This is a genomic window from Kitasatospora sp. NPDC096128 (assembly GCF_040303105.1).
GTDB lineage: Bacteria > Actinomycetota > Actinomycetes > Streptomycetales > Streptomycetaceae > Kitasatospora.
The window spans coordinates 163,276-189,335 of sequence record NZ_JBEOSP010000006.1 but is presented as its reverse complement, the minus strand read 5'-3'; the positions used below and the strand labels follow the sequence as shown (position 1 = coordinate 189,335).

The following is a 26,060-nucleotide window of genomic DNA, read 5'->3' as shown; positions in this document are numbered from 1 at the left end:
CCCTCAGGCCGCCAGCACCGCCGCCGGGAGCGCCGCCAGGGCTCGCAGCAGGGCGCGGGCCGCGGCGTCGTTCTGCCGGAAGCCCGGCGAGTTGGTGCGCGGCCGGGCGAAGGCGGCGGCCGCGCGCAGGCTGGTGTGCGGGCCGAGCGCGGTGCGGCGCGGGTGCGGGGCGCCGCCCAGGGCCGGGTCGATCAGTCGGCTGTCGGCGGGGTCGATGGTGACCAGCCCGGAGCGGTGGGTGTGCTCCTCGTCGCTCACCACCTCCTCCGACACCCGTCCGGCGCGGTGCAGTTCGCCCAGCACCGGGTCGAGGGTGCGGGCCAGCGCGTGCTTGGGCAGGTAGGCCTCGACCAGTGCGGTGGCGGTGACGGTGTGGCCGGGCACGGTGGCGCCGGAGGCCCGCCAGGTGCCGGTGGCCTCGTCCCGTTCGACCCGTACGCCGGCGCCGAGGAAGCGCACCACCCCGGCCTCGGAGAGCGCGAGCAGCTGGCGCAGCCGGAAGCCGGGCGGGCCGGAGGCGAGAAAGCTGAAGTAGCCGAAGAACCACTCGTCCACGTCCTCGGCGACCGAGCGGGCGGTGAGCCGGCCGGAGGCCAGGATCCGGGGGAGCTGGCCGAACAGCGACAGCAGGGCGAGGAAGGCGCCCAGGTCGGCGCTGTGCGCCGGGTCGGCGCGGCGGTCGGCGTCGGCGGTGACGTACCCGCGCAGATGGGCCTGGAGCTCCTCGGCGGAGCCGAGTTCGAGCCCGGCCAGCGGGTGGTCGAGCCGTTCGAAGTCGATCCGGTCGGCCGGGTCGGGGACGGCCTCGGTGACCAGAGCGGTGAGTTCCGGTGAGTACCAGTCGTGCCGGTCGTACCGGGCCAGGAAGTCGGGCCAGGGCAGCGCGGTGCGGTCCGGGTGGGCGTGGAACAGTTCGTGGTAGTGCCCGAAGCCGATCTCCTTGGCCATCAACGGCCAGACGTCGCCCCGGAGTCGGAGCGGCCGGCCGGTGGCGAGCAGGGCGTCCACGGCGGCCGCGTCGAAGTACCGGGGGAGCGGGGCGGGCGGCCCCTGGAGCCGGTAGCCGGTCTTGGAGTGGTAGGGCACGCCGCGCCGGGAGCCCAGGTGCAGCACCGGTTCGCGGCCGGACGGCAGGTAGCGCAGGGCGGGCCCCTCGCCGGTGGGCTCGAAGCGGCCGCCGCGCCCCTCGGTGAGCATCGCGAGGAGGTCGACGGCGGCCAGGCCGAAGCCGCGCAGCACCACCTGCTCGCCGGGTGCGATCCGGGCCAACTCGGCCTCGGCGTCGGCGGAGAAGGCGGGCGGCAGGTGGAAGCGGCCGTGCCGGGCGGCGAAGGCGGCGTCGTCGGCGTACCGGGGGTGCGGGGCGGAGTCGAGGTGGCCCAGGGTGAGGGCTACGTGGTCGGCGGTGAGGGTGGCGCCGTCGAGGTGGACGGTCTGCGGTCCGTCGGCCGGTCCGTCGATCCGCCGTACGGTGCTCCGGTGCACGGTGACCGTGATGTGGGCCGGCAGGTCTGCGACGGCGCGGCGGAACACCCAGTCCAGGTAGGCGCTCTGGGCGCGCCGGGTGGGGAAGTCGGTGGGTGCCAGGGCGTCCAGCTCGGCCCGGACGGCCGGGTTGGCGACCTCCCGGTAGGGGGCGAACTCCCGTTGCCGGAGCGCCCATTCGGCCAGCGATGGGCCGGGGCGGACCGGGCCCTCGATGGTGGCGCGCTCGTCGGTGAACATGGTGACGTCCTCGGCCATCGAGTTCATCCGCAGCAGCGGGGACTGGTCGTGGCGCCAGATCCGGCCCGCGCCGGGCGGGTGCGGGTCGACCAGGTGGATTTCCAACGGCCGGTCGGCGGGCAGCAGTTCGGCGGCGTTGGCGGCGATCCGCTCCAGCAGGCCGGTGCCGCGCGGCCCGGCGCCGACGATCACGAGCGTCGTCATGCCCGGACCACCTTGCCGAAGGCGGCGCGGGCGCGCTGCAGCGGGGTGGGCGGCAGCCCGTCCCGGGTGGCGCCCTTGGCGAAGTGGCGCTCGACGTAGTACTGGCCGATCGACAGCACAGTGGTGACCACCAGGTACCAGAGGGTGGCGACCATCAGCATCGGGATGACCTGGTAGGACTGCAGGTAGACCAGCTGCACCGAGTAGAGCAGGTCGGAGACCGCCAGCACGCTGACGATGCTGGTGCCCTTGAGCGCGCCGATCAGCATGTTCCCGGCGGTCGGCACGATCGCGCGCATCGCCTGCGGCACCACGATCCGGCGCAGCACCCGCCACCGGCCGAGCCCGAGCGCGGCGGCGGCCTCCAGCTGGCCGCGGTCGACCGAGAGGATGCCGCCGCGGATCACCTCGGCGGCGTACGCGGTCTCCAGCAGGGTGAGGCCGATGACGGCGGTCAGGGTGGGGCCGATCAGGTTGACGGTCTTGACCGTGACGAACTCGGGGCCGAAGGGGATGCCGAGGCCGAGGGTCGGGTAGAGCGCGCCGATGTTGAAGAAGAACAGCAGCTGCACCAGCGGCGGGGTGGACCGGAAGATCCAGATGTAGCCCCAACTGAGCGTGCGCAGCACCGGGTTGGTGGACAGCCGCATGGTGGCGAGGACGGTGCCGAAGACGAAGCCCAGGGCGAGGGTGACGGCGGTGAGCCAGAGGGTCAGGGTGAGGCCGTCCAGGACGGACCGGGCGGTGAACCAGTCGGCGACCACGCTCCACTGGAAGGCCTTGTTGCGGATCACCGAGCCGACCGCCATCGCGGCCAGCAGCAGGGCGACGGCCGCGGCGATCCACTGTCCGGGCTTGCGGCGGGCGACGATCCGGGCCTCGGGGGCCGGGGTCGGCGGTGAACCCTCGACAAGGGCGGGGGCGGGGGCGGTTGAGGGCAGGACGTCCTGCGGGGTGGCCATGGCGGCGGCTCCTGGGCGGAGGGCGGGCGGGGAGAGGCACGGGTGTGATCGCGTACGGGCCCTCGGGCGCCGGCCCGCGTCCCTCAACGCGGTCGGCGCAGCGCACTGCACTCCGCTTCGATCGTACGCATGCGCGATCGACGGCTGTCAAGGGTGATCGGTGGACGATCGGATCGCGGAGCGGGGTGCGGTCACCGCCGCCCGCGGCGCGTAGGAAGAGCGACAGGAGATCGCAACAGTGCGGCAATGATGAATGGTTGACGTACCGCTCGGCCGACTGCTCAACTTGAACCCATGTACGCCGAGCAGCCCCTGGTCACCCGCGACCACATCGACTTCGGTCGGGTGTGGTCCGCGGCGTGTCGCGGCTGACCCGGCAGCGGGCCGCCCGTCCGGCCCTGATCCCCTTCGGGGAGTCCTCCCTCGGTGTGCCCCGTCGCGGGCCGGGAACCGTCGTCCGTCGCACCAGCTGACGGACCGTCAGGCGCACGCTGCCGCCTCGCACGTCACCACCCTCGTTCTGCGCTCCGGCAGTTCCCTCGCGTCCTCCTCCGCTCGCGCCCCCGCTCCCTCGTACCCCGTCACCGCCGCACCTCCCCGTGCCAGGCGGCCGCGCCCCACCGCGGCCGCCTCCGGTCCGCCCACCCGCGGCCCACCGGAGTCAGCCCACCCCGAAAGGTTCCGCCATGCCCGTCGAATTCCTCGGCATCGCCGCCACCGGCGACGGTTCGGAGACCAGCCCGCGCACCACCGCCTCCTTCGACCGCGACTACACCCTGCGGCTGGCCCGGGCGCACGAGGACCACGGCTGGGACCGGGTGCTCTTCGCGTACGGCTCCGGCTCCCCGGAGCCCGCGGCGGCGGCGGCCTTCCTGGCCTCGCACCTCGACAAGCTGCAGATCCTGCTCGCGCACCGGCCGAACGTCTCGTACCCGACCTTCGCCGCCAAGACCTTCGCGACCCTCGACCGGATCAGCGAGGGCCGGCTGACCGTCCACTTCATCACCGGCGGCACCGACCACGAGCAGCAGCGCGAGGGCGACTTCCTCACCAAGGACCAGCGCTACGAGCGCACCCGCGAGTACATCGGCATCGTGAAGAAGGCCTGGACCAGCCGGGAGCCCTTCGACCACGAGGGCCCGCACTACCGCTTCAACGACTTCGTCTCCGACGTCTTCCCCGTCCAGCAGCCGCGCCCGGCGGTCTCCTTCGGCGGCTCCTCGGACGCCGCCTACGCGGCCGGCGGGGCCGAGGCCGACATCTACTGCCTGTGGGGCGAGCCGCTGGCCCGCACCGCCGAGCAGATCGAGCGGGTGAAGGAGGCGGCCCGGGCCGCCGGACGGACCGACCTGCCGCGGATCCAGGTGGCGTTCCGGCCGATCATCGCGCCGACCGAGGAACTGGCCTGGGAGAAGGCGCACCGCACGGTGGCCGCCATCCGGGCCCGCCGGGAGAGCGGGGAACTCGCCCCCCGCCGCCGTCCGGCCACCGCCCAGCCGGAGAACACGGGCTCCCAGCGGCTGATCGAGATCGCCGAGGCCGGCGAGCGCTACGACCGCGCGCTGTGGACGCCGACCGCGGCTGCCACCGGCGGGGCGGGCAACTCCAACGCGCTGGTCGGCACCCCGGAGACGGTCGCCCAGGCCCTGCTGGACTACTACGACCTCGGCGTGGACATCCTCTCCGCCCGCGGCTACCACCTGCTGGACGACGCGATCGACTTCGGCCGGTACGTCATCCCGATCGTCCGCGAGGAGGTCGCCAAGCGGGACGCCGCCAAGGCCGAGGCGGCGGCCCGCGCCGAGCGGGACCGGCACCAGCTGATCGCGGTGCAGGCGTGAGCCCGGCACCGGCCCGGGAGTTCCGGCGGGTCACCCTGGCGGACCCGCTGGTCGAACCGCTGCTGCGCGAACTCACCCACGAGTACGTCACCCGCTACGGCCCCGACGCCCACCAGGAGATGACCCGCTACCCGGTCGACGCCTTCGCCGAGCCGCACGGAGTGCTGCTGCTCCTGCTGGAGGAGGGCGAACCGGTGGCCGGCGGCGCGTACAAGCGGTATGACGAGCACACCGCCGAGGTGAAGCGGATGTGGACCCACTCCGCGCACCGTCGCCGCGGCCTGGCCCGCCGGGTGCTCGCCGAACTGGAGCGGACCGCCGCGGCCGTCGGCTACCGCCGCGTCTACCTCACCACCGGCCCGCGCCAGCCCGAGGCCAAGGGCCTCTACCTGGCCGCCGGCTACACCCCGCTGTTCGACGTCACCGCCGATCCGCTGACCATCGGCCCGCTCCCCTTCGAGAAGCCCCTGCCCGCGCTGGTCCCGGCCCACTGACCTGCGCTGGTCCCGGCCCACCGGCCCGCGCTGGTCCCGGTCCACTGATCCGCCCCGGGCCGGGCCCACCGGCCCGCCCCGCCCCACTGAAAGGCCCCCCGTGAGAACCACCACCGTCCGCCGCCGCCTCCTCGCGACCACCGCCCTGCTGCCGGTCCTGGCACTGGCCGCGTGCGGCTCGGACCCGAAGATCGGGGGCCCGGCCGGGGCGGGCGGGCCGGCCGCCACCGCCACCGAGGACGTCGTCTCCGGCCTGGGGAAGTCGGAGGCCGCCGCCGCGCTGCTGCCCGAGGAGGTGCGCAAGTCCGGGGTGCTGAAGTTCGGTTCGTCCTTCGGCGCCCCGCCCAGCGCCTACTACGCCGACCAGGCCACCAAGAAGCCGGTCGGGGTCGACGTGGACTTCACCGACGCCGTGGCCAAGGTCCTCGGCCTGACCGTGCAGCGCCAGGACGCCGCCTTCGAGACCATCCTGCCCGCCCTGGACAGCGGCAAGTTCGACGTCGGCACCGGGAACTTCGGGGTCACCACCGCGCGCCTGAAGACCATCGACTTCGTCACCTACATCGACGACGGCCAGGGCTTCGCGGTGAAGAAGGAGAACACCGCGATCCAGCCGGTCACCGACCTGGCCCAGCTCTGCGGGCTGACCATCGGCACCGGCGCCGGCACCACCTTCGAGACCACGCTCAACACCAAGAAGAACGTCTGCACCGACGCCGGGAAGAAGCCCTACGAGGTGAAGGCGTTCAGCGAGGGCGGCGCGCTGCTGACCGGCCTCCAGCAGGGCCGGGTGGACGTCGAGATGTCCACCATCAACGGGCTGCGCCACCAGGCCGCGCAGGAGGCCGCGGGGGTGCGCTTCCTCAACGAGTTCCACCGGCTGGACGTCGGCTTCGCCTTCAAGAAGGGCTCCCCGCTCACCCCGGCCTTCCAGGCGGCGGTCAACCAGCTGATCAAGGACGGGACGTACGAGCGGATCCTGCGGAAGTGGGGGCTCGCCGACTCGGCGATCAAGGAGTCGCAGATCAGTCCGCCCGAACACCCGTGACCGGCGGGCCTGTTACCCACCGGCCCGTTGAAGGAGTCCTCCGATGACCACCAGTACGCCGGCGGCGCCCAGCACCCCGGCAGCGCCGTCCCCGCCCAGACCCGTCGCCGCCCCCGGCCCCGGGCTCGACGCCGAGGAGCTGGACGGCCTGCGGACCGTCCCCGCCCGGCACCCGTGGCGCTGGGCGGCCGGCACCGCCGCCCTCGTCGTCCTGCTCCAGTTCCTGCACGGCCTGGCCACCAACCCCGGCTGGGACTGGGCCACCTTCCGGCTCTACTTCACCGCCGACACCATCCTCCAGGCGATCGGCCGCACCCTCGAACTCACCGCCTACGGCACCGTGCTGGGCTTCGCGCTCGGCGCCGTGGTGGCCGGGATGCGGCTGTCCCGCAGCGCGGTGCTGCGCACCATCGCCTGGGCGTACGTCTGGGTGTTCCGCTCGATCCCGCTGATCGTCCAGCTGGTGTTCTGGTTCAACCTCTCCTACCTCTACAAGCGGTTCGGCTTCGGCATCCCGTTCGGCCCGACCTTCGGCGACTTCGAGACGGTCGGGGTGCTCGGCGCGCTCGGCGCCGCGGTGCTCGGCCTCGGACTGCACCAGGCCGCGTTCGCCGCCGAGATCATCCGCGGCGGCATCATCGCGGTGGAGGCCGGCCAGCGCGAGGCCGCCGCCGCGCTCGGCATCCCGCGCTGGCGGCAGGCCTGGCGGATCGTGCTGCCGCAGGCCATGCGGGGGATCCTGCCGGCCGCCGCCAACGAGGTGATCTCGCTGCTCAAGGGCACCTCGGTGGTCTACGTGATGGCCATCGGCGAGCTCTTCTACCAGGCCCAGGTGATCTACGGCCGGACCGGCCGGGTGGTGCCGCTGCTGATGGTGGCCACGGTCTGGTACGTGGTGCTGACCACGGTGCTGTCGATCGGCCAGTACTACGTCGAGCGCTACTTCGCCCGCGGCGCCCGGCGCACCCCGCCGCCCACCCCGCTGCGGCGGCTGCGGACGCTGCTGGGCGGCCTGCCCGCCCGTGCGGACGCCCGTACCGCCGCCCGTACTGCCGCCCGCACCTCCGGAGGAACCCCGTGACCACGCTGACCAAGGCCGACCCGACCCCGCCGGCCGACCGCGCCGACGCCGCCGGGGCCGCCCCGATGGTGCAGGTCCGCGGCCTGCACAAGAGCTTCGGCCGGCTGGAGGTGCTGCGCGGGGTCGACCTGGACGTCCCGGCCGGCTCGGTCACGGTGGTGCTCGGCCCGTCCGGTTCCGGCAAGTCCACCCTGCTGCGGGCGATCAACCACCTGGAGAAGCTCGACCGCGGCTACGTCGCGATCGACGGGGAGCTGATCGGCTACCGGCGCGCCGGTGACCGGCTGTACGAGCTCAAGGAGCGCGAGGTGCTGCGCCAGCGCACCGGCATCGGCTTCGTGTTCCAGAACTTCAACCTCTTCCCGCACCTGACCGTGCTGGAGAACGTGGTCGAGGCGCCGATCGCCGCGCTGGGCCGCCCCCGGGCCGAGGCCAGGGCGGCGGCGCTGGCGCTGCTGGAGCGGGTCGGGCTGGCCGACAAGGCCGCCGCCTACCCCCGGCAGCTGTCCGGCGGCCAGCAGCAGCGGGTGGCGATCGCCCGGGCGCTGGCCCTGGAGCCCAAGGTGCTGCTGTTCGACGAGCCCACCTCGGCGCTCGACCCCGAGCTGGTCGGCGAGGTGCTGGACGTCATCAAGGATCTCGCCCGCAGCGGCACCACGATGATCGTGGTCACCCATGAGATCGGCTTCGCCCGCGAGGTCGCCGACACGGTGGTCTTCATGGACGGCGGGGTGGTGGTCGAGCAGGGCCCGCCCGCCGAGCTCCTGGACCGTCCGCGGCACGAGCGCACCCGGGCCTTCCTGGCCAAGGTGCTGTAACACGCCGCCCCCCGTCCCTTCCCTCTCCCCGTCCTTCCCTCTCCCCGAACCCCCTTCACCCGAGCAGGAGTTCCGCCATGTCCCTACCCCGTCGCGCCCTCGTGACCGCCGCCGGCTCGCTCGCCGCCGCCCTCGTCCTGGCCGGCTGCAGCAGCGGTGCGAACGGCGCCTCGGCGGAGCTCGCCCCGGCCAAGGGCAGCACGGCGCCGAACGGCACCGTGGTGAACCTGTCGCCGCAGCAGAACCGGGTCTCCACGGCAAAGGTCGACGCGATCGCGGCGCTGGTCCCGGAGGAGATCAGGAAGAGAGGCACCCTGAAGGTCGTCGACTCGATCGGCACCACCCCGCCGCTGGACTTCTACGCCAACGACGACAAGACGATCATCGGCGTCGAGCCGGACATCGCCTCGCTGATCGGCGACGTGCTCGGCCTCAAGGTCGAGCTCAACCCGGTCTCCTGGGAGAACATCTTCGTCGGCCTGGACAGCGGCAAGTACGACGCGGGCCTGTCCAACATCACCGTCACCGAGGAGCGCAAGGAGAAGTACGACTTCGCCACCTACCGGCTGGACGTCCTCGGCTTCGAGACCAAGAAGGGCAGCGGGATCAAGGTCACCGGCGCGAAGGACCTGGCCGGCCGGTCCGTCGGCGTCGCCACCGGCACCAACCAGGAGAAGCTGCTGATCTCCTGGAGCGAGGAGAACGTCCGCAACGGCCTCAAGCCGATCGACATCAAGTACTTCTCCGGCACCGAGTACTACCTGGCGCTCTCCTCCGGCCGGATCGACGTCTACACCGGCCCCAACCCCAGCCTCGCCTTCCACGCCGTGCAGACCGGCGAGACCGAGGTGGTCGGCACCTACTCGGGCGGCGGCGCGGACGTCCTCGGCAAGATCGCGGCGACCACCCACAAGGACAACGGCCTGGTCAAGGCGCTCAACGGCGCGCTCAACGAGGTGATCAAGAACGGGACGTACGGGCAGGTGCTCAAGCGCTGGGGCCTGGAGAGCGAGGCCGTCCCGACCTCCGAGATCAACCCCGTCGGCCTGCCCAAGCCGAAGGCGTGACACCGAGGAGAACTCCGTTCACCCGTTCGTCCCCGCCCGCCGCTATGGTGACCCCTCCGACGGCGAACGCCGTTCGGGCGGGGGCACGTTGGGGGAGGGCATGCGCAAGGGGAAGGTGCTCGGCGGCCGTTACCGGCTGGAGGAGTGGCTGGGCAAGGGCGGCTTCGGCGTGGTCTGGCGGGCGACCGACACCGTGCTGGACCGGCCGGTCGCGGTCAAGCTGCTGCTGCCCGAGCACGCGGCCGACCGGGAGGCCGTCGGCCGGTTCGTCGGCGAGGCCAAGCTGGCCGGCAACCTCTCCAACCCGTACATCGTCACGGTGCACGACTACGGCCGGGTCACCGACGTCGAGGGGGAGATCCACTACCTGGTGATGGAGCTGGTCCGCGGCCGCCCGCTGTCCGCGGTGCTCAAGGACGGTCTGCCGGACCACGGCCGCTCGCTGGCCTGGATGACGCAGATCTGCGAGGCGCTCGACGTCGCGCACCGCAGCGGGGTGATCCACCGGGACATCAAGCCGGAGAACGTGATGATCGCGGACAGCGGGGACCGCGCCAAGGTGCTGGACTTCGGCATCGCCCGGCTGCTCGCCCAGTCCACCGGGCTCACCTCCACCGGCAGCGTGGTCGGCACCGTCCCCTACCTGGCGCCCGAGTGCTGGTCCGGCGGCACCGTGGACGGCCGGGCCGACCTCTACGCCTTCGGCGTGATGCTGTACGAGGTCAGCACCGGCCGGCGGCCGTTCCGCGGCGACTCGCCGTACGAGTACATGCGTAAGCACATGGACGAGACCCCGCCCCGGGTACGCGGCAAGGACCCGGAACTGGCCGAGCTGGTCGCCCAGTTGCTGGCCAAGCGGCCCGCGGACCGGCCCGCCGACGCCGCCGAGGTGCTGGAGCGGCTGCGCGGGATCCGGCCCGGGATGCAGGGGGCGGGGCCCAGCCCGGAGCAGCTGCGCCGCCGGGCCGACCAGGCCTGGCAGCACGGCGCCGAGGGCCGGGCCGGGGACGCGGTGGACATGCTGCTGCAGCTCGTCCCCGACTTCGTCCGGATCTGCGGCCCGGCCGACCCGCGCACCCTGCGCACCTGCCACGACCTGGCCCTCTGGCTGGCCCGGGACGGCCGTCGGGCCGCCGCCGTCGCCCTGCTGGAGGCGCTGGCCGAGCAGCCCGGCACCGCCCCGGAGGCCCGGTCCGACCTGCGGCGCGACCTCGCGCACTGGCGGCGGGAGGCCGACCGGCTCGGCCCGGGCCCGGGGCGGGCGCTAGACCTGCGGGTGCTGCTCGGCGGCGGCACGCAGCGCGGCTGAGGCGCCGGCGGCGATCGGGTCGCCGTGGCCGAAGACGGCCGTCTCCACCGGCAGCGCGGCGAGCCGGTGGAAGGAGGCGAGGGCCAGCGCCGGGTCGGTGTGGAACACCCCGGGCGCGGTCCGCCCCTGCACGTTGGACACCACGTCCCCGGTGAAGAGCACTCCGGGGCCGGGCAGGTGCAGGGCGATGCTGCCGTCGGTGTGCCCGGGCACGTGCACCACCACGGCGCCGCCGCCGATGTCCAGTACGTCCCCGTCCTCGACCTCGCGGTGCACCGGGCAGGGCTCGGCGGGCGGGATCGGCGGCAGCCCGTCCCACAGCTGTTGCTCGAAGGGGCTGAGCACGGGCGGCGCGGGCGGCTGCTCGCGCCGGACCACCGGTGCCTCCAGCCGGTGCGCCACCACCTCGGCGGACCAGCGGCGGGCCAGCTCGGCGGCGGAGCCGGTGTGGTCCTCGTGGTGGTGGGTGAGCACGATCCGGCGCACGGCGGCCGGCTCCGGTGCGATGGTGCGGACGGCCTTCTCGACGTCGTCCGCGGATCCGGCGATGCCGGTGTCGACCAGGGTGAGGCCGTGGTCGTCCCGCCAGAGGTAGGCGGTGCCGAACTCCAGACTGATCATGTGCAACTCGTCGCGTACCCGGGTGATCTCCATGCCCAGGATCCTGCGCCCTGCGGCGCCGCGACACACGGACGTTCGCCCTGGGCGTGGTCGGCCGTCGGCGGATCCGCCGGGGCGCGGGGCGCTGTCAACCGTAGGGGTCGCCGATTCGGGCCCCCACGGCTTCGTGCGATTTGATGAGAATCCGCCCATCGGGATGGTCTGGTCCACCGGCCCGGGCCGTTGATATACCTCGTTGCCGGACTCGGGAGCGGTGTCCGCGCCGCCCCGGTGAGCTGCGACGAAAGGCTGGTGACGGATCGATGAAGCTCCTCCGCGTCGGACCCCCGGGCGCCGAGCGCCCGGTCGTGCTGGGAGAGGACGGCACCGCGTACGACCTCTCCGGGCGGGCCCGCGACCTCGACGGGGTCTTCCTCGCCCGGCTGGACACCGCCGAGCTGGCCCGGGAGGTGGCCGCCGGCGCGTTGCCGGTGGTGGACCTGGCCGGCCTGCGGGTGGGCGCGCCGGTGGCCCGGCCGGGCAAGGTGGTCGGCATCGGGCTCAACTACCGCGACCACGCGGCCGAGGCCGGGGCCGCGATCCCGGACGAGCCGGTGGTCTTCCTCAAGCCGAGCTCCACCGTGGTCGGCCCCTACGACGAGGTGCTGGTGCCGCGCGGCGGCGAGAAGACCGACTACGAGGCCGAGCTGGCGATCGTGATCGGCCGTACCGCCCGCTACCTGGACTCGCACGCCGAGGCCGCCGCCGTGATCGCCGGCTACACGATCGCCAACGACGTCACCGAGCGGGCCTTCCAGCTCGAACGCGGCGGCCAGTGGGACAAGGGCAAGTCGGCCGAGACCTTCACCCCGCTGGGGCCCTGGCTGGTCACCGCCGACGAGGTGGCCGACCCGCAGGCCCTGGCCCTGCGGCTGTGGGTCAACGGCGAGCGGCGGCAGCACGGCAGCACCGCGGAGATGATTTTCCCGGTGCTCGAACTCGTCCGCTACGCAAGCCAGTTCATGGTGCTGGAGCCCGGCGACGTGATGGTCACCGGCACCCCGGCCGGGGTCACCCTGGGCCACCCGGGCAGGTCGTTCCTCGCCCCGGGCGACGTCGTCGAGATCGAGATCGACGGCCTCGGCCGTCAGCGCCAGGTGTTCGGCAAGGCCTGACCCACGCCGCCCGACCCTTGGCACGGGGGTCGGGAGTGCCGTCAGGGCGCGTCCGGGGAGGCGCCGCCCAGCACCGCCCGCAGCCGTTCGGCCCGCTCCGCCCGCGGCCCCTCCAGCGCGAGCAGCCCCGCCAGCACCTCCGCGGTCTGCGGATCGTGCAGCGCCGTCGCCGCCGCCATCGCCGTGAACTGGTCCACCAGCCAGTCCCGCAGTCCCTCCACCGGCAGCGCGCGCCCCTCGTCCAGCCAGCTCAGCGACGCCCCCTCGACGACCGCGATCCACGAGCGCACCAGCAGCGTCAGCCGCGGCCCGGCCTCGCGCACGCCCAGGTACCGCAGGGTCCGCCGGAGCGCCGCCCGCCGGACGTCGTCCACGATGGCCGTGGTCCGGGCCGTCTCGACCACCGAACCGCCGCGCAGCAGCGCCGAGTAGCCGGCGTCGTGCTCGGCCACGAAGGCGAAGTAGCCGTCCAGCGCGGAGGCCAGCTGCTCGGACGGCCGCCCGGCCGGCGGGACGGCGAACCGGCCGGTCAGCTCGTCGGCCGCGGTGCGCAGCGCGGCCTCGTACAGCTGCTGTTTGCCGCCCGCGAAGTAGCGGTAGACCAGCGGTCGGGAGGCGCCGGCGGCCTCGGCGACGTCGTCCAGGCTCACCTCCTCGGGCGGCCGGGCGGCGAACAGTTCCAGGGCGACCGCGATCAGCTGCTCGCGCCGCTGTTCCACCGGCAGCCGCCGGTAGCCGGAGCGGCGCGGGCGCGGTGCGGGGGCGGCCGGGGCGGGCACCGGGTCGGTTGCCGTGGCGGGGCGGGCTTCCATGGCGGTCAGCGTAATGGGCGTCGGACCGATCGGGACCTGTCGCGCGCCGGATCTTTCCGAACGGATGTTTGTGCCGCTCACCGTGCGTCAGGCCGGGCACCCCGGCCGGTCAACGGTCGCTGACAGGGCTTGCAATCGGCCCGGGCGCCGCGATGATGTCCGAATGGTTGAAGAACTGATCACCGCCGGCGGGGACACTCCCCGCCGCATCGCCGACGGTTACGTCCAGGCGCTGGCCGACCTCGACCCGCTGACCGCGGTCTACCTCGGCCTCAATCCCGAGGACGACCGGCTGCCGGACCTCTCCCCGGCCGGCGCCGAGGCGATCGCCGAACTCGCCCGCCGCACCCTGGCCCGGCTGGACGAGGCCGAGCGGGCCGGTGCCGCCGACGACGAGGCCGAGCGCCGCTGCGCCCGGCTGCTGCGCGAGCGGCTGACCGCCGAACTCGCCGTGCACGACGCGGGGGAGGACTACCGCGCGGTGCGCAACCTGGGCTCCCCGGTGCACAACACGCGGGAGGCCTTCACCCTGATGGCCACCGGCACCGAGGCCGAGTGGCAGCTGATCGGCCGCCGGCTGGCCCGCGTCCCGCTGGCGCTGGAGCAGTACCGGCGGACGCTGACCGAGGGCATCGAGCGCGGCCTGCTGTCCGGCCCGCGCCAGGTCGAGACGGTGGTGGGCCAGTTCGGCGAGTGGCTGGCCGGGGACGTCCCGGGCGGCTGGTTCGGCGAGTTCGTCCAGGACGCCCCGGAGGGTGTGCGCGCCGAGCTGTCCGCGCACGCGGTGGCCGCCGCCGAGGCGCTGGCCGCGCTGCGCGACTGGCTGCGCGACGTGTACGGCCCGGCCGCCGCGGACGCCCCGGACACCGCCGGCCGGGAGCGCTACGCCCGCTGGGTGCGCTACTGGACGGGCGCGGACCTGGACCTGGACGAGGCGTACGCGTGGGCCTGGAGCGAGTTCCACGACCTGTACGCGCAGATGGAGGCCGAGGCGGAGAAGGTCCGCCCGGGCGTCGGCCCGATGGCCGCGATGAAGTGGCTGGAGACGGACGGCCCGGCGATCGAGGGCGCCGAGGCGGCCCGGGAGTACCTCCAGGGCCTGATGGACCAGGCCGTCCGGGACCTCCAGGGCACCCACTTCGACCTGGCCGAGCCGGTCACCCGGGTCGAGTCCAGGCTCGCCCCGGCCGGCAGCGCCGCCGCGCCGTACTACACCCAGCCCGCCCTGGACTTCAGCCGCCCCGGCCGGACCTGGCTGCCGGTGCTCGGCGAGGAGCGCTTCCCGGTCTGGGACCTGGTGTCGACCTGGTACCACGAGGGCGTCCCCGGCCACCACCTGCAGCTCGCCCAGTGGGTGTACGTCGCCGACCGGCTCTCCAGCTACCAGGTGAGCCTCGGCGGGGTGAGCGCCAACCTGGAGGGCTGGGCGCTGTACGCCGAGCGTCTGATGGACGAGCTCGGCTACCTCACCGACCCGGGCCACCGGCTGGGCTTCCTCAACGCCCAGATGATGCGGGCGCTGCGGGTCATCGTCGACATCGGCATGCACGTCGGCCTGGACTTCCCGGCGGACTCCCCGTACCGGCCGGGCGAGCCGGTGAGCCCGGAGCACGGACGGGAGTTCTTCGGCCGGTACTGCGGCCTGTCCGCCGACTTCCTGGACAGCGAGCTGGTCCGCTACCTGGGCATGCCCGGTCAGGCGATCGGCTACAAGCTGGGCGAGCGGGCCTGGCTGCGCGGCCGGGCGGCGGCGCGGGCGGCGCACGAGGCGCGCGGCGAGGAGTTCGACCTCAAGGCCTGGCACATGGCGGCGCTCTCGCAGGGCTCGCTGGGGCTGGACGACCTGGTCGCGGAGCTGTCGGCGCTCTAGGGGTGGTGCCGGGGCCGGGGCCCCGGGGCTCGGTCATGAGTCCCGGGGCCCTGGTCCTTTTGTCCGACAAAGGTCGATTTGGTGAGGTTTTTCCTTGCGATTCGCCTGCGGCGGCGTTTGGCTGGAAGGCGACTGCGTGACCTCTCCGTACCCCATCCGGAAGGCTCGACCAGTGTCTGCTCAAACCGCCATCGGTCATGACACCGCGGACAGCCGTCGTTGGTGGGCGCTCGCGATCATCGCCATCGCCCAGCTCATGATCGTCCTCGACATCACCATCGTGAACATCGCGCTGCCGTCGGCCCAGCGGGACCTGGGCATCTCCGACGCGAACCGGCAGTGGGTGATCACCGCCTACACCCTCGCCTTCGGCGGCCTGCTGCTGCTCGGCGGACGACTGGGCGACCTCTTCGGCCGCAAGCGCGTCTTCATCGTCGGCCTGCTGGGCTTCGCCCTCGCCTCCGCCCTCGGCGGCGCGGCGGTCGACCCGGCCATGCTCTTCGGCGCCCGCGCCCTCCAGGGCGCGTTCGGCGCCCTGCTCGCCCCCTCCGCGCTGGGGCTGCTCTCCACCACCTTCTCCGATCCGAAGGAACGCAGTACGGCCTTCGGCATCTTCGGCGCGATCGCCGGCGGCGGCGCCGCGATCGGCTTCATCGCCGGCGGTCTGCTGACCGAGTACCTGGACTGGCGCTGGTGCCTGTTCGTGAACACCCCGATCGCCGTGGTCACCGCCTTCTCGGCGTTCCGGGTGCTCAACCGCGACCACGTCGAGAAGGGGCGCCGGATCAAGCTGGACCTGCCCGGGGCGCTGCTCGGCTGCGGCGGCCTGCTGGCCATCGTGTTCGGCACCTCCGAGGCCGTCACCCGGGGCTGGAGCGACGGCCTGGTGATCGGCTCGCTGCTGCTGGGCGTGGCGCTGCTCGGGGCGTTCGTCCTGGTCGAGAAGCGCTCCACGCACCCGCTGCTGCCGATCCACATCGTGGCCGAGCGCAACCGCGGCGGCGGCGCCCTCTCGGTGGGCCTGGCCATGGTCGGCATGTTCGGCCTGTTCCTGTTCCTGACCTACTACATGCAGGCGATCAAGCACTTCTCGCCGGTGGTCTCGGGCGTCTCCTTCCTGCCCATGACGGCGGCCATCATCGTGAGTTCGACCGGCGTCGCGGCCCGGCTGATGACCAGGGTGCCGTCCCGGAACCTGATCGCCCCCGGGCTGCTGCTGGCCGCGGCCGGCATGGCCTGGCTGACCCAGATGAAGGTGGACAGCCCGTGGGCCGCCATGGTGCTGCCCTCGGTGCTGCTGATCGGCTTCGGCATGGGCCTGGTGTTCATGCCGGCGATGAGCCTGGCCACCCTCGGGGTCGCCCCGAACGAGGCCGGTGCCGCCTCGGCCACCATCAACTCGGCCCAGCAGGTGGGCGGTTCGCTCGGTACGGCGCTGCTGAACACGATCGCCGCCAGCGCCACCGCGACCTGGCTGGCGACCCGGATCACGAGCGATCCGCTGGTGCGGGCCCAGGGCGCGGTGCACGGCTACGTGGTCGCGACCTGGGTCGCGATGGGCGTGCTGCTGCTCGCCGCACTGGTCGCCTTCCTGATGATCGACCACCGTCCGGTACCGGTCGGGGCGACCACCGTCCCGGGCGGGGCGGAGGCGGCGGCCGCCGCACCGGCCGCCGTGGACGGCCGGCCGAGCCCCCGGGCCGCGGCCATGGCCGACGTGAAGGCCAATGTGAAACCGGCCGCGGAGGCCCGCGCGACGGCGGGGACGGAGCGGCCGCAGGCGGACTGACGGGAGCAGCGCGACCCGAACCCCTCTGCGGGGCCGCGGCAGTCGAGTCACGGCGCCCCCGGGTCCCCGGCCACCGCCCGAGGGCCTGGGGCCCGTCCCGGGGCGCTCCGCTGTGCGCAACGTCCAGTGCGCCGCTGCGGGTCCACCGCCGTCATGGCGGCATCCGTTTTGGATACGCTCATGACCCGGTGGTCGATTTCTCATCGAGCTCCAAGCCTGCGGTAACGAGCCTTCCAGGCTGAGGCGGCATAGTCGTCGACCGAACGAGGCGCCACCGACCAGGGCAGGGGAGTCAGGAATGGGCCAGCACCGCCGCGCGAGGTCGCGCCGCCACCGTCTGCTGGCCCCGTCGGTGGTCACGGCGCTGTCCGCGGTCGCGGTGGCCGCGGTGGTGGCCGGGACGCACGGGTTCAGCCTGTCCGACGCGTCCGCCGCCGGGAAGGAGGCCCGCAGCACCCGGACCGTCGTGTCCGCTCCGGCGAGCTCCCCGGCCGCCCCCACCGCGGCGCCCGCCCCGGCCGCGGACACCACCCCGAGCGCGGCCCCGACGCCCACAGACACCCCGGCTCCCACCGACACCCCCACGGCCACCGCCACCGCCTCCGCGGCCGGCGCGCCCGCCGCCCCCGATGCGCACGGCGCGACGTTCGGGGCGACCGCCGCGGCCCCCGCCGACGACCGGGAATCCTCCACCGTCGGCGCCCTGTTCAGCGGACCGGTCGGCCCGGGCGACCACTTCTGCACCGCCAGCGTGCTGCACAGCGCCACCGGCAACCTGCTGCTGACCGCCGCCCACTGCGTCAGCAGTCCCGACGGCGTGACCTTCGCGCCCGGCTACCGTGACGGCTCCGCTCCGTACGGGACCTGGAAGGTGACCGCGGTCCACACCGCCGCCGGCTGGTCCCAGAACGGCGACGTGGACGAGGACTTCGCGATCCTGGAGACCGCCCCCAACAACGGCCGCAACGTCGAGGACGTGGTCGGCGGCAACAAGCTGGGCACCGACGAGCCCTTCGGCGCCACCGTCCGCCTCTACGGCTACCCGGCCGACGCCGAGACGCCCAGCCTCTGCACCAACTCCACCGCCCAGGAGGGCGCCTACCAGCGGGTCATCCAGTGCCCGGCCTACCCGGCCGGCACCAGCGGCGGCCCCTGGATCAACGCCGCGACCGGCGACGTGGTCGGCGCCATCGGCGGCTACCAGCAGGGCGGCGACAACGACGACACCTCGTACAGCGCCTACTTCGACCACACCATCGCCGCGCTGTACACCCAGGTCGAGGGCAGCGCCCCCTGACCCGACGGGCCCGGGCCCACCCCCTCGGGGGCCGGTCCCGCCGGTACCGGTCGGGTCCGGGCCGCCCGTGCCCGGACATGACGAAGGCCCAGACTGGCGGTAACCACCGCTGGTCTGGGCCTGTTCTGCACTTCCTGCGAAGTGCCCCCGGTAGGATTCGAACCTACGCACCCGCCTCCGGAGGGCGGTGCTCTATCCCCTGAGCTACGGGGGCCTGTTGGCCTGTCGGCCACTTGCGCGTTCCGACGGGAAGAACACTACCAGGCTTCCCACGGGGTCCGTGCACGGGTTTCCGGAAAGATCGTCGGGGCGCCCCCGGCGGGCCCGTGGGCGGAAGTGCCCAAAGGCCGGACGGGGCGGTGGGGCCGCCGATACCCTCGGTGAGGTGTCGGGAGTGTCCGGGCGGGTCCTCGTGGTGGACGACAGCGAGGTGATCCGCCAGCTGATCAGGGTCAACCTGGAGCTCGAGGGCTTCGAGGTGGTGACCGCCGCCGACGGTGCCGAGTGCCTGGAGGTCGTCCGCCGGGTGAAGCCCGACGTGGTGACGCTGGACGTGGTGATGCCGCGGCTGGACGGCCTGCGGACGGCGGCCCGGCTGCGCGCGACCCCGGACACCAGCGGGCTGCCGATCGCGATCGTGAGCGCCTGCACCCCGGCGGACCTCGACCTGGGGGAGGCGGTCGGGGTGGACGGCTACCTCGGCAAGCCCTTCGACCCCGCCGACCTGGTGGCCCTGGTCCGGCGACTGATGCGGGCGGTGGAGCACCCCCGCGGGTTTCGCCCTGAGCGAACAGAGCGCACGGATCACGGCTGACACCCCAGGAGGCGGCGTCCCGCGACGTCTCAACCGGTAAACCGGGTGGCGGGCGGGCACCCCGTCTCGCCTACGCTTGGCGTCGTGACCCCCGCAGACCTTTCCCAGGCAATCCAGGCCGCAGTGAGCTCCGCCGTCGAGGCGGGCGAGCTGGCCGTCGCCGTGCCCGAGCACGTGACGGTCGAACGGCCCAAGAACAGGGACCACGGCGACTACGCGACGAACGTGGCCCTCCAGCTCGCCAAGGCGGCCGGCAAGCCGCCGCGAGCCGTTGCCGAGGCCCTGGCCGAGCGCCTGCGAGGGATCACCGGCGTCGCCAAGGTCGACATCGCCGGTCCGGGCTTCCTGAACATCACCCTGGACACCGCCACCGCCGGTGCGCTCGCCCGCACCGTCGTCGAGGCGGGCGAGGCCTACGGCCGCAACGAGGCCCTCAAGGGCCTGAAGATCAACCTGGAGTTCGTCTCCGCCAACCCCACCGGCCCGATCCACATCGGCGGCGTCCGCTGGGCGGCCGTCGGCGACTCGCTGGCGCGCGTGCTGCGGGCCTCCGGCGCCGACGTCACCACCGAGTACTACCTCAACGACGCCGGCGTGCAGATCAGCAAGTTCGCCGCCTCGCTCCAGGCCGCCGCGAACGGCCGCGAGGCGCCCGAGGGCGGCTACGTCGGCGAGTACATCGTCGACATCGCCAAGGCGCTCACCGACGCGATCCCGGGCGTGCTCGACCTGCCCGAGGCCGAGCAGCTGGAGGTCTTCCGCACCGAGGGCCTCAAGCTCATGGTGGCCGAGATCAAGCGCTCCATGGACGAGTTCGGCACCCACTTCGACGTGTGGTTCTCGGAGAAGACGCTGCACGACTCGGGCGCCGTCGAGAAGGCCATCGAGCGGCTGCGCGAGCAGGGCCACGTCTTCGACCAGGACGGCGCGGTCTTCCTGCGCACCACCGACTTCGGCGACGACAAGGACCGCGTCCTGATCAAGGCCGACGGCGACAAGACCTACTTCGCCGCCGACGCCGCGTACTACCTGTCCAAGCGGGACCGCGGCGCCGAGGTCGCGCTCTACATGCTGGGCGCCGACCACCACGGCTACGTCAACCGCCTCAAGGCCATCGCGGCCTGCGCGGGCGACGACATGAACCACAACATCGAGGTGAAGATCGGCCAGTTCGTGAAGATGCTTCGCGACGGCGAAGAGGTCCGCATGTCCAAGCGGGCCGGCAACATCATCACGATCGACGACGTGGTCGACTGGATCGGCGTCGACGCTGCCCGCTACACGCTGGCGCGCTCCTCCACGGACTCGACGATCACGCTCGACATCAACATCCTGACCAGCCAGACCAACGAGAACCGGGTCTTCTACGTCCAGTACGCGCACGCCCGGATGTCCTCGCTCCAGCGCAAGGCCGCCGACCTGGGCATCACGCGCTCGGCGGACTTCAAACCGGAGCTGCTGAGCACGGAGTGGGAGAACGAGCTGCTCGGTCAGCTCGCCGCGTTCCCCGAAGTCCTGGCCGACGCCGGCCAGTTCCGCCAGCCGCACCGGGTCGCCGTGTACCTGGAGACCCTGGCCGGCGCCTACCACCGCTTCTGGGACAACTGCCAGGTCCTGCCCAAGGGCGACGAGGAGGTCACCGACCTCACGCACGCCCGCCTCTGGCTGGTCGAGGCGACGCGCACCGTGCTCGCCAACGGCCTCACGCTCCTGGGCGTGACGGCGCCCGAGCGGATGTAAGCACCACCCCCAAGCGCACCGGAAGGGGGCGGCTGACGGTCAACGAGGACCGTCGCCGCCCCTTGCCATAGGTCTCGAAGGACTTAAGGACAATGAGCCGTTCCGCACACCCGGCAGGCCCCCGTCACGGCGACGTCCTGCCCGAGGGCCACTACCAGGCCCCGCCGGCCGACCTGAACGCGCTCGACCCCAAGGTCTGGTCGCGCACCGTCGCCCGCAACGCCGAGGGCGTGGCCACCGTCGGCGGGATCGACGTCAAGCGGCTGGCGGCCGAGTTCGGCACCCCGGCCTACGTGCTGGACGAGGAGGACTTCCGCAGCCGGGCCCGCGCCTGGCGGGACGCCTTCGGCGCCGACGCGGACGTCTACTACGCCGGGAAGGCGTTCCTCTCCAAGGCGATCGTGCGCTGGCTGCACGAGGAGGGCCTCAACCTCGACGTGTGCAGCGTCGGCGAGTTGGCGGTGGCGCTGGCCGCCGGGATGCCGCCGGAGCGGATCGCGCTGCACGGCAACAACAAGTCGGTGGACGAGCTGGAGCACGCGGTGAAGACCGGCGTCGGGCACATCGTGGTCGACTCCTACGAGGAGATCGAGCGCCTGGCCGCGATCGCCACCCGCCACGGCGTGCGCCAGCAGGTGCTGATCCGGATCACCGTGGGCGTGGAGGCGCACACCCACGAGTTCATCGCCACGGCACACGAGGACCAGAAGTTCGGCCTGTCCCTCAACGGGGGAGCGGCCGCCGAGGCGGTGCGCCGGGTGCTCCGGCACGACAGCCTGGAGCTGCGCGGGATCCACTCGCACATCGGCTCGCAGATCTTCGACATGGCGGGCTTCGAGGTCGCCGCCCGCCGGGTGGTCGGCCTGCTGGCCGGGATCCGCGACGAGCACGGCGTCGAGCTGCCCGAGATCGACCTCGGCGGCGGCCTCGGCATCGCGTACACCAGCGAGGACGACCCGCGCGAGCCGGCCGAGATCGCCGCCGCGCTGGCCGAGATCGTCCGCCGGGAGTGCGCGGCCGCCGACCTGAACGCCCCCCGGCTGAGCGTGGAGCCGGGCCGGGCGATCGTCGGCCCGACCGCGTTCACGCTGTACGAGGTCGGCACCGTCAAGCCGCTGGAGGGCCTGCGCACCTACGTCAGCGTGGACGGCGGGATGTCCGACAACATCCGCACCGCGCTGTACGACGCCGAGTACTCGGTGGCCCTGGTGTCGCGCACCAGCGACGCCGAGCCGATGCTGGTGCGGGTGGTCGGCAAGCACTGCGAGTCCGGCGACATCGTCGTCCGGGACGCCTTCCTGCCGTCCGACCTGGCCGCGGGCGACCTGATCGCGGTGCCCGCCACCGGCGCCTACTGCCGTTCGATGGCGAGCAACTACAACCATGCCCTCAAGCCTCCGGTGCTCGCCGTCAAGGACGGCGCGGCCCGGGTGATCGTCCGGCGCGAGACGGAGGAGGATCTCCTGCGTCTGGATATCGGATGACGAAATTCTCGTCTCAGATCATGGAACGACCGTAGATCCGTGCGGAAAGTCCCCGAGACTGGTACGGACCGAAGTTGCCGGCGGGCCCCGAAAACCGCCGGAAATACCGAAGCACGAAGAATGCAGAGCGGAGTCGGATGATGCGTACGCGCCCGCTGAAGGTGGCGTTGCTGGGTTGTGGTGTGGTGGGCTCCGAGGTGGCGCGCATCATGACGACGACGGCCGACGACCTCGCCGCTCGCATCGGTGCCCCGGTCGAGCTCGCCGGGATCGCGGTCCGCCGGGCCGGCCGGGTGCGCCCCGGGGTGCCCGAGCACCTGATCACCACCGACGCCGAGGCCCTGGTCACCCGGGGCGACATCGACGTCGTGGTCGAGGTGGTGGGCGGCATCGAGCCGTCCAAATCGCTGATCCTGTCGGCCTTCGAGCAGGGCGCCTCGGTGGTCAGCGCCAACAAGGCGCTGCTCGCCAAGGACGGCACCGAGCTGCACGCGGCGGCCGCCGCGGCCGGGGTGGACCTGTACTACGAGGCCGCGGTGGCGGGCGCGATCCCGCTGCTGCGCCCGCTGCGCGAGTCCCTCGCGGGGGACAAGGTCAACCGGGTGCTGGGCATCGTCAACGGCACCACCAACTTCATCCTCGACAAGATGGACACCACCGGCGCCGGTTACTCGGAGGCGCTGGAGGAGGCCACCGCGCTCGGCTACGCGGAGGCGGACCCGACGGCCGACGTCGAGGGCTTCGACGCCGCCGCCAAGGCCGCGATCCTGGCCGGGATCGCGTTCCACACCGAGGTCACCGCGGCGGACGTCTACCGCGAGGGCATCACCGAGGTGACCGCGGCCGACATCGCCTCCGCCAAGGCGATGGGCTGCGTGGTCAAGCTGCTGGCGATCTGCGAGCGGGCCGCCGACGGCGCGTCCGTGACCGCGCGGGTCCACCCGGCGATGATCCCGCTCTCGCACCCGCTGGCGTCCGTCCGCGAGGCCTACAACGCGGTGTTCGTCGAGGCCGAGGCGGCCGGTCGGCTGATGTTCTACGGCCCCGGCGCGGGCGGTTCGCCGACCGCCTCCGCGGTGCTCGGCGACCTGGTCGCGGTCTGCCGCAACAAGCTGGCCGAGTCCACCGGTCCCGGTGACTCCGTGTACACGCAGCTGCCCGCCAAGCCGATGGACGAGGTGGTCACCCGCTACCACGTCAGCCTGGATGTGGACGACCGGGCGGGCGTGCTTGCCCAGGTCGCGTCCGTCTTCGCCGAGCACGGCGTCTCCATCGACACCGTGCGCCAGCAGGGCCGCGACGGCGACGCCTCGCTCGTCGTGGTCACCCACCGTGCCACCGACGCCGCGCTGTCGGCGACGGTCGACAAGCTCCGCGCGCTGGACAGCGTGCGGGACGTGGCCAGCATCATGCGGGTCGAAGGGGAATAAGGAACCAGCCATGAACGCCGTTGCCGAGAACGTCGTCCGAGGCGCGCACACCCACCAGTGGCGCGGCCTGATCGAGGAGTACCGGGACCGCCTGCCGGTCACCGCGGCCACCCCGGTGGTCACCCTGCTGGAGGGCGGCACGCCCCTGGTACCCGCCCAGGTGCTCTCCGAGCGCACCGGCTGCGAGGTCTACCTCAAGGTCGAGGGTGCCAACCCGACCGGCTCCTTCAAGGACCGCGGGATGACGATGGCCATCTCCAAGGCCAAGGAGGACGGCGCCCAGGCCGTCATCTGCGCGTCCACCGGCAACACCTCGGCTTCCGCCGCCGCCTACGCGGTGCGGGCCGGGATGGTCTGCGCGGTGCTCGTCCCGCAGGGCAAGATCGCCCTGGGCAAGATGGGCCAGGCGCTGGTGCACGGCGCGAAGATCCTGCAGGTCGACGGGAACTTCGACGACTGCCTGACGCTGGCCCGCGAACTGTCCGAGAAGTACCCGGTGGCGCTGGTCAACTCGGTGAACCCGGTGCGGATCGAGGGCCAGAAGACGGCGGCCTTCGAGATCGTCGACATGCTCGGCGACGCCCCGGACATCCACGTCCTGCCGGTCGGCAACGCGGGCAACATCACCGCGTACTGGAAGGGCTACCGGGAGTACGCGGCCGACGGGATGGCCGCCCGCACCCCGCGGATGTGGGGCTTCCAGGCCGCCGGTTCGGCCCCGATCGTGGACGGCGCGCCCGTCCTCAAGCCGCAGACCATCGCCACCGCGATCCGGATCGGCAACCCGGCCTCCTGGGACTTCGCGCTCGCCGCGCGGGACGAGTCCGGCGGCCTCATCGACAAGGTGACGGATCGTCAGATCCTGGCCGCCTACCGGCTGTTGGCCGCACAGGAGGGCGTCTTCGTGGAGCCCGCCTCGGCCGCCTCGGTGGCCGGCCTGCTGGCCAAGGCGGAGGCCGGCCTGGTCGACCCGGGCCAGCGGATCGTCTGCACGGTGACCGGCAACGGCCTCAAGGACCCGGACTGGGCGGTGGCCGGCGCGCCGCAGCCGCAGGTCGTCCCGGTCGACCCGGAGGCCGCGGCACAGCGGCTCGGACTGCTCGACTGACGGCGGGGCCTGACACTTCGACGGGCCGACCCTTTCGGGGGTCGGCCCGTCAAAGTTCTCCGGTGACACTTTTGTGTCAATTCCACGGCGCATTCCGATCCGATTACGGCCCGCTTACGGCCCGCGTTTTGACGGAGCGGGGTGCGCATTCCGGCCAGAACCGGCAACACACCAGATCGAAGGCCCACGGGGTGTACCACTGGGGAACCTCTCTTCGATACTCTGGGTCCGGCCGTGTGGCACATGCCCCGGGCCCGTCCGGGTACGGGCCGCGCCGACGACAGTGACCGCCAGGCCCGTGGGGCCCGCGGCCGATTCCCCACCTTCGCACCGACGACGCGCTCCGCGCCGCCCGATTTCCCCAGGAGAGTCCACCGCATGGCCGGTCCTGCGTTCCGTGCCGCCGCCGTCCGGGTCAGGGTTCCCGCGACCAGCGCCAACCTCGGCCCGGGCTTCGACGCCTTCGGGCTCGCGCTGGGCCTGTACGACGACGTCGTCGTCCGGGTCGCCGACTCCGGCCTCTCCGTCGACATCGCCGGGGAGGGCGCCGAGACGCTGCCCCGGGACGAGCGCCACCTGCTGGTCCGCGCGATGCGGGCCGCCTTCGACCGGCTCGGCGGCCAGCCGCGCGGCCTCGAAGTGGTCTGCGCCAACCGGATACCGCACGGCCGCGGCCTGGGGTCCTCCTCGGCCGCCATCTGCGCGGGCATCGTGGCCGCCCGCGCCGTCACCATCGGCGGCCCGTCCGCGCTGGACGACGACGCGCTGCTGGCCCTCGCCTCCGAGCTGGAGGGCCACCCGGACAACGTCGCGGCCTGCCTGCGCGGCAACTTCACCATCGCCTGGACCGACGAGGAGTCGGCCAAGGCGGTCGCCCTGGAGCCCTCCGAGCAGGTCGTCCCGGTGGTGTTCGTGCCGGCCGGCGAGGTGCTCACCGAGACCGCCCGCGGCCTGCTGCCGAAGACCGTCCCGCTGGCCGACGCCGCTGTCAACGCGGGCCGTTCGGCGCTGCTGGTGGAGGCCCTGACCAGGCGGCCCGAGCTGCTCCTCGCCGCCACCGAGGACCGGCTGCACCAGGACTACCGCGCCTCCGCCATGCCGGAGAGCGCCGCGCTGGTCGGCGTGCTGCGCGCGGAGGGCGTCCCCGCGGTCATCTCCGGGGCCGGCCCGACGGTGCTGGCGCTCACCGACGAGGCGGGCGTCGACAAGGTGCTGTCCTTCGCCGGACACCACGGCCACGGCGGCGACCCGGCGTTCGCCGCGCACCGGCTCGACGTCGACCGGACCGGGGCCACCGTGCTCCCGCTGGGCGTCTGACCTGCTGGGACGCGCCCCGGCGCGGGCCCGGCGCCGAGCCGGGCCGTCCGGACACGATTGGCAAGCCCGAGGTCG

21 protein-coding genes and 1 tRNA gene are annotated in these 26,060 nt (G+C 73.1%); 17 read left to right on the top strand and 5 right to left on the bottom strand.

Features of this window, described 5'->3' with window-relative positions:
- Nucleotides 1-3: 3 nt before the first annotated feature.
- The gene (locus ABTY61_RS09680) at nucleotides 4-1,929 is read right to left on the bottom strand and encodes an FAD/NAD(P)-binding protein (RefSeq protein ID WP_350504407.1); all 1,926 of its coding nucleotides are present in this window, start codon (nucleotides 1,927-1,929) and stop codon (nucleotides 4-6) included.
- Nucleotides 1,926-2,891 (bottom strand): amino acid ABC transporter permease, encoded by a 966-nt coding sequence (locus ABTY61_RS09675; protein ID WP_350504406.1) that lies wholly within the window; start codon nucleotides 2,889-2,891, stop codon nucleotides 1,926-1,928. The genes ABTY61_RS09680 and ABTY61_RS09675 overlap by 4 nt, the downstream gene beginning before the upstream one ends.
- Before the next feature lie 686 nt (nucleotides 2,892-3,577).
- Between ABTY61_RS09675 and ABTY61_RS09670 the strand changes: the two genes are divergently transcribed.
- The 7 genes from ABTY61_RS09670 to ABTY61_RS09640 all read left to right on the top strand — a co-directional run bounded on the left by ABTY61_RS09670 (nucleotide 3,578) and on the right by ABTY61_RS09640 (nucleotide 10,549).
- A complete protein-coding gene (locus tag ABTY61_RS09670; RefSeq protein ID WP_350504405.1) occupies nucleotides 3,578-4,732 on the top strand; it encodes an LLM class flavin-dependent oxidoreductase in 1,155 nt (384 codons plus the stop codon).
- A complete protein-coding gene (locus ABTY61_RS09665; protein ID WP_350504404.1) occupies nucleotides 4,729-5,226 on the top strand; it encodes a GNAT family N-acetyltransferase in 498 nt (165 codons plus the stop codon). The genes ABTY61_RS09670 and ABTY61_RS09665 overlap by 4 nt, the downstream gene beginning before the upstream one ends.
- Before the next feature lie 100 nt (nucleotides 5,227-5,326).
- Nucleotides 5,327-6,274: an ABC transporter substrate-binding protein gene (locus ABTY61_RS09660; protein ID WP_350504403.1), complete on the top strand. Its 948-nt coding sequence runs from the start codon at nucleotides 5,327-5,329 to the stop codon at nucleotides 6,272-6,274.
- 43 nt (nucleotides 6,275-6,317) lie between these two features.
- Complete coding sequence (locus ABTY61_RS09655) at nucleotides 6,318-7,355, top strand: amino acid ABC transporter permease (protein ID WP_350504402.1); 1,038 nt, start codon at nucleotides 6,318-6,320, stop codon at nucleotides 7,353-7,355.
- 65 nt (nucleotides 7,356-7,420) lie between these two features.
- Nucleotides 7,421-8,173, top strand: a complete 753-nt coding sequence (locus tag ABTY61_RS09650; protein ID WP_350504495.1) for an amino acid ABC transporter ATP-binding protein — start codon at nucleotides 7,421-7,423, stop codon at nucleotides 8,171-8,173.
- 77 nt (nucleotides 8,174-8,250) lie between these two features.
- Nucleotides 8,251-9,240, top strand: a complete 990-nt coding sequence (locus tag ABTY61_RS09645; RefSeq protein ID WP_350504401.1) for an ABC transporter substrate-binding protein — start codon at nucleotides 8,251-8,253, stop codon at nucleotides 9,238-9,240.
- A gap of 100 nt (nucleotides 9,241-9,340) precedes the next feature.
- Nucleotides 9,341-10,549, top strand: a complete 1,209-nt coding sequence (locus ABTY61_RS09640) for a serine/threonine-protein kinase (protein ID WP_350504400.1) — start codon at nucleotides 9,341-9,343, stop codon at nucleotides 10,547-10,549.
- Here the strand turns inward: ABTY61_RS09640 and ABTY61_RS09635 are convergent.
- The gene (locus ABTY61_RS09635; protein WP_350504399.1) at nucleotides 10,505-11,203 is read right to left on the bottom strand and encodes an MBL fold metallo-hydrolase; all 699 of its coding nucleotides are present in this window, start codon (nucleotides 11,201-11,203) and stop codon (nucleotides 10,505-10,507) included. The two genes, ABTY61_RS09640 and ABTY61_RS09635, sit on opposite strands and share 45 nt — an antisense overlap.
- A gap of 269 nt (nucleotides 11,204-11,472) precedes the next feature.
- Here ABTY61_RS09635 and ABTY61_RS09630 point away from each other — a divergent pair, with 269 nt between their 5' ends.
- The gene (locus ABTY61_RS09630; protein WP_350504398.1) at nucleotides 11,473-12,324 is read left to right on the top strand and encodes a fumarylacetoacetate hydrolase family protein; all 852 of its coding nucleotides are present in this window, start codon (nucleotides 11,473-11,475) and stop codon (nucleotides 12,322-12,324) included.
- A gap of 41 nt (nucleotides 12,325-12,365) precedes the next feature.
- Here the strand turns inward: ABTY61_RS09630 and ABTY61_RS09625 are convergent, their stop codons facing one another.
- Complete coding sequence (locus tag ABTY61_RS09625; RefSeq protein ID WP_350504397.1) at nucleotides 12,366-13,136, bottom strand: TetR/AcrR family transcriptional regulator; 771 nt, start codon at nucleotides 13,134-13,136, stop codon at nucleotides 12,366-12,368.
- Nucleotides 13,137-13,299: 163 nt separating this feature from the next.
- Here ABTY61_RS09625 and ABTY61_RS09620 point away from each other — a divergent pair, with 163 nt between their 5' ends.
- From ABTY61_RS09620 to ABTY61_RS09610, 3 genes are all read left to right on the top strand, one after another.
- Complete coding sequence (locus ABTY61_RS09620) at nucleotides 13,300-15,006, top strand: DUF885 domain-containing protein (protein WP_350504396.1); 1,707 nt, start codon at nucleotides 13,300-13,302, stop codon at nucleotides 15,004-15,006.
- Nucleotides 15,007-15,178: 172 nt separating this feature from the next.
- Entirely contained in the window at nucleotides 15,179-16,795 is a 1,617-nt protein-coding gene (locus ABTY61_RS09615) for an MFS transporter (RefSeq protein WP_350504395.1), read from the top strand.
- Nucleotides 16,796-17,093: 298 nt separating this feature from the next.
- Entirely contained in the window at nucleotides 17,094-18,092 is a 999-nt protein-coding gene (locus tag ABTY61_RS09610; protein WP_350504394.1) for a trypsin-like serine peptidase, read from the top strand.
- A gap of 142 nt (nucleotides 18,093-18,234) precedes the next feature.
- Here the strand turns inward: ABTY61_RS09610 and ABTY61_RS09605 are convergent.
- Nucleotides 18,235-18,306, bottom strand: a tRNA-Arg gene (locus ABTY61_RS09605).
- Between the two features lie 171 nt (nucleotides 18,307-18,477).
- On the opposite strand from ABTY61_RS09605, the gene ABTY61_RS09600 reads away from it, so the two are divergent.
- The 6 genes from ABTY61_RS09600 to thrB all read left to right on the top strand — a co-directional run bounded on the left by ABTY61_RS09600 (nucleotide 18,478) and on the right by thrB (nucleotide 25,985).
- Nucleotides 18,478-18,906: a response regulator gene (locus ABTY61_RS09600; protein WP_350504393.1), complete on the top strand. Its 429-nt coding sequence runs from the start codon at nucleotides 18,478-18,480 to the stop codon at nucleotides 18,904-18,906.
- An 84-nt stretch (nucleotides 18,907-18,990) separates the two neighbouring features.
- A complete protein-coding gene (gene argS, locus ABTY61_RS09595) occupies nucleotides 18,991-20,646 on the top strand; it encodes an arginine--tRNA ligase (protein WP_350504392.1) in 1,656 nt (551 codons plus the stop codon).
- Between the two features lie 92 nt (nucleotides 20,647-20,738).
- Nucleotides 20,739-22,130: a diaminopimelate decarboxylase gene (gene lysA, locus ABTY61_RS09590; RefSeq protein WP_350504391.1), complete on the top strand. Its 1,392-nt coding sequence runs from the start codon at nucleotides 20,739-20,741 to the stop codon at nucleotides 22,128-22,130.
- A gap of 137 nt (nucleotides 22,131-22,267) precedes the next feature.
- The gene (locus ABTY61_RS09585) at nucleotides 22,268-23,560 is read left to right on the top strand and encodes a homoserine dehydrogenase (RefSeq protein WP_350504390.1); all 1,293 of its coding nucleotides are present in this window, start codon (nucleotides 22,268-22,270) and stop codon (nucleotides 23,558-23,560) included.
- Between the two features lie 10 nt (nucleotides 23,561-23,570).
- Nucleotides 23,571-24,668 (top strand): threonine synthase, encoded by a 1,098-nt coding sequence (gene thrC, locus ABTY61_RS09580; RefSeq protein WP_350504389.1) that lies wholly within the window; start codon nucleotides 23,571-23,573, stop codon nucleotides 24,666-24,668.
- Between the two features lie 378 nt (nucleotides 24,669-25,046).
- Entirely contained in the window at nucleotides 25,047-25,985 is a 939-nt protein-coding gene (thrB, locus tag ABTY61_RS09575; RefSeq protein WP_350504388.1) for a homoserine kinase, read from the top strand.
- The last annotated feature ends 75 nt before the right edge of the window (nucleotides 25,986-26,060 follow it).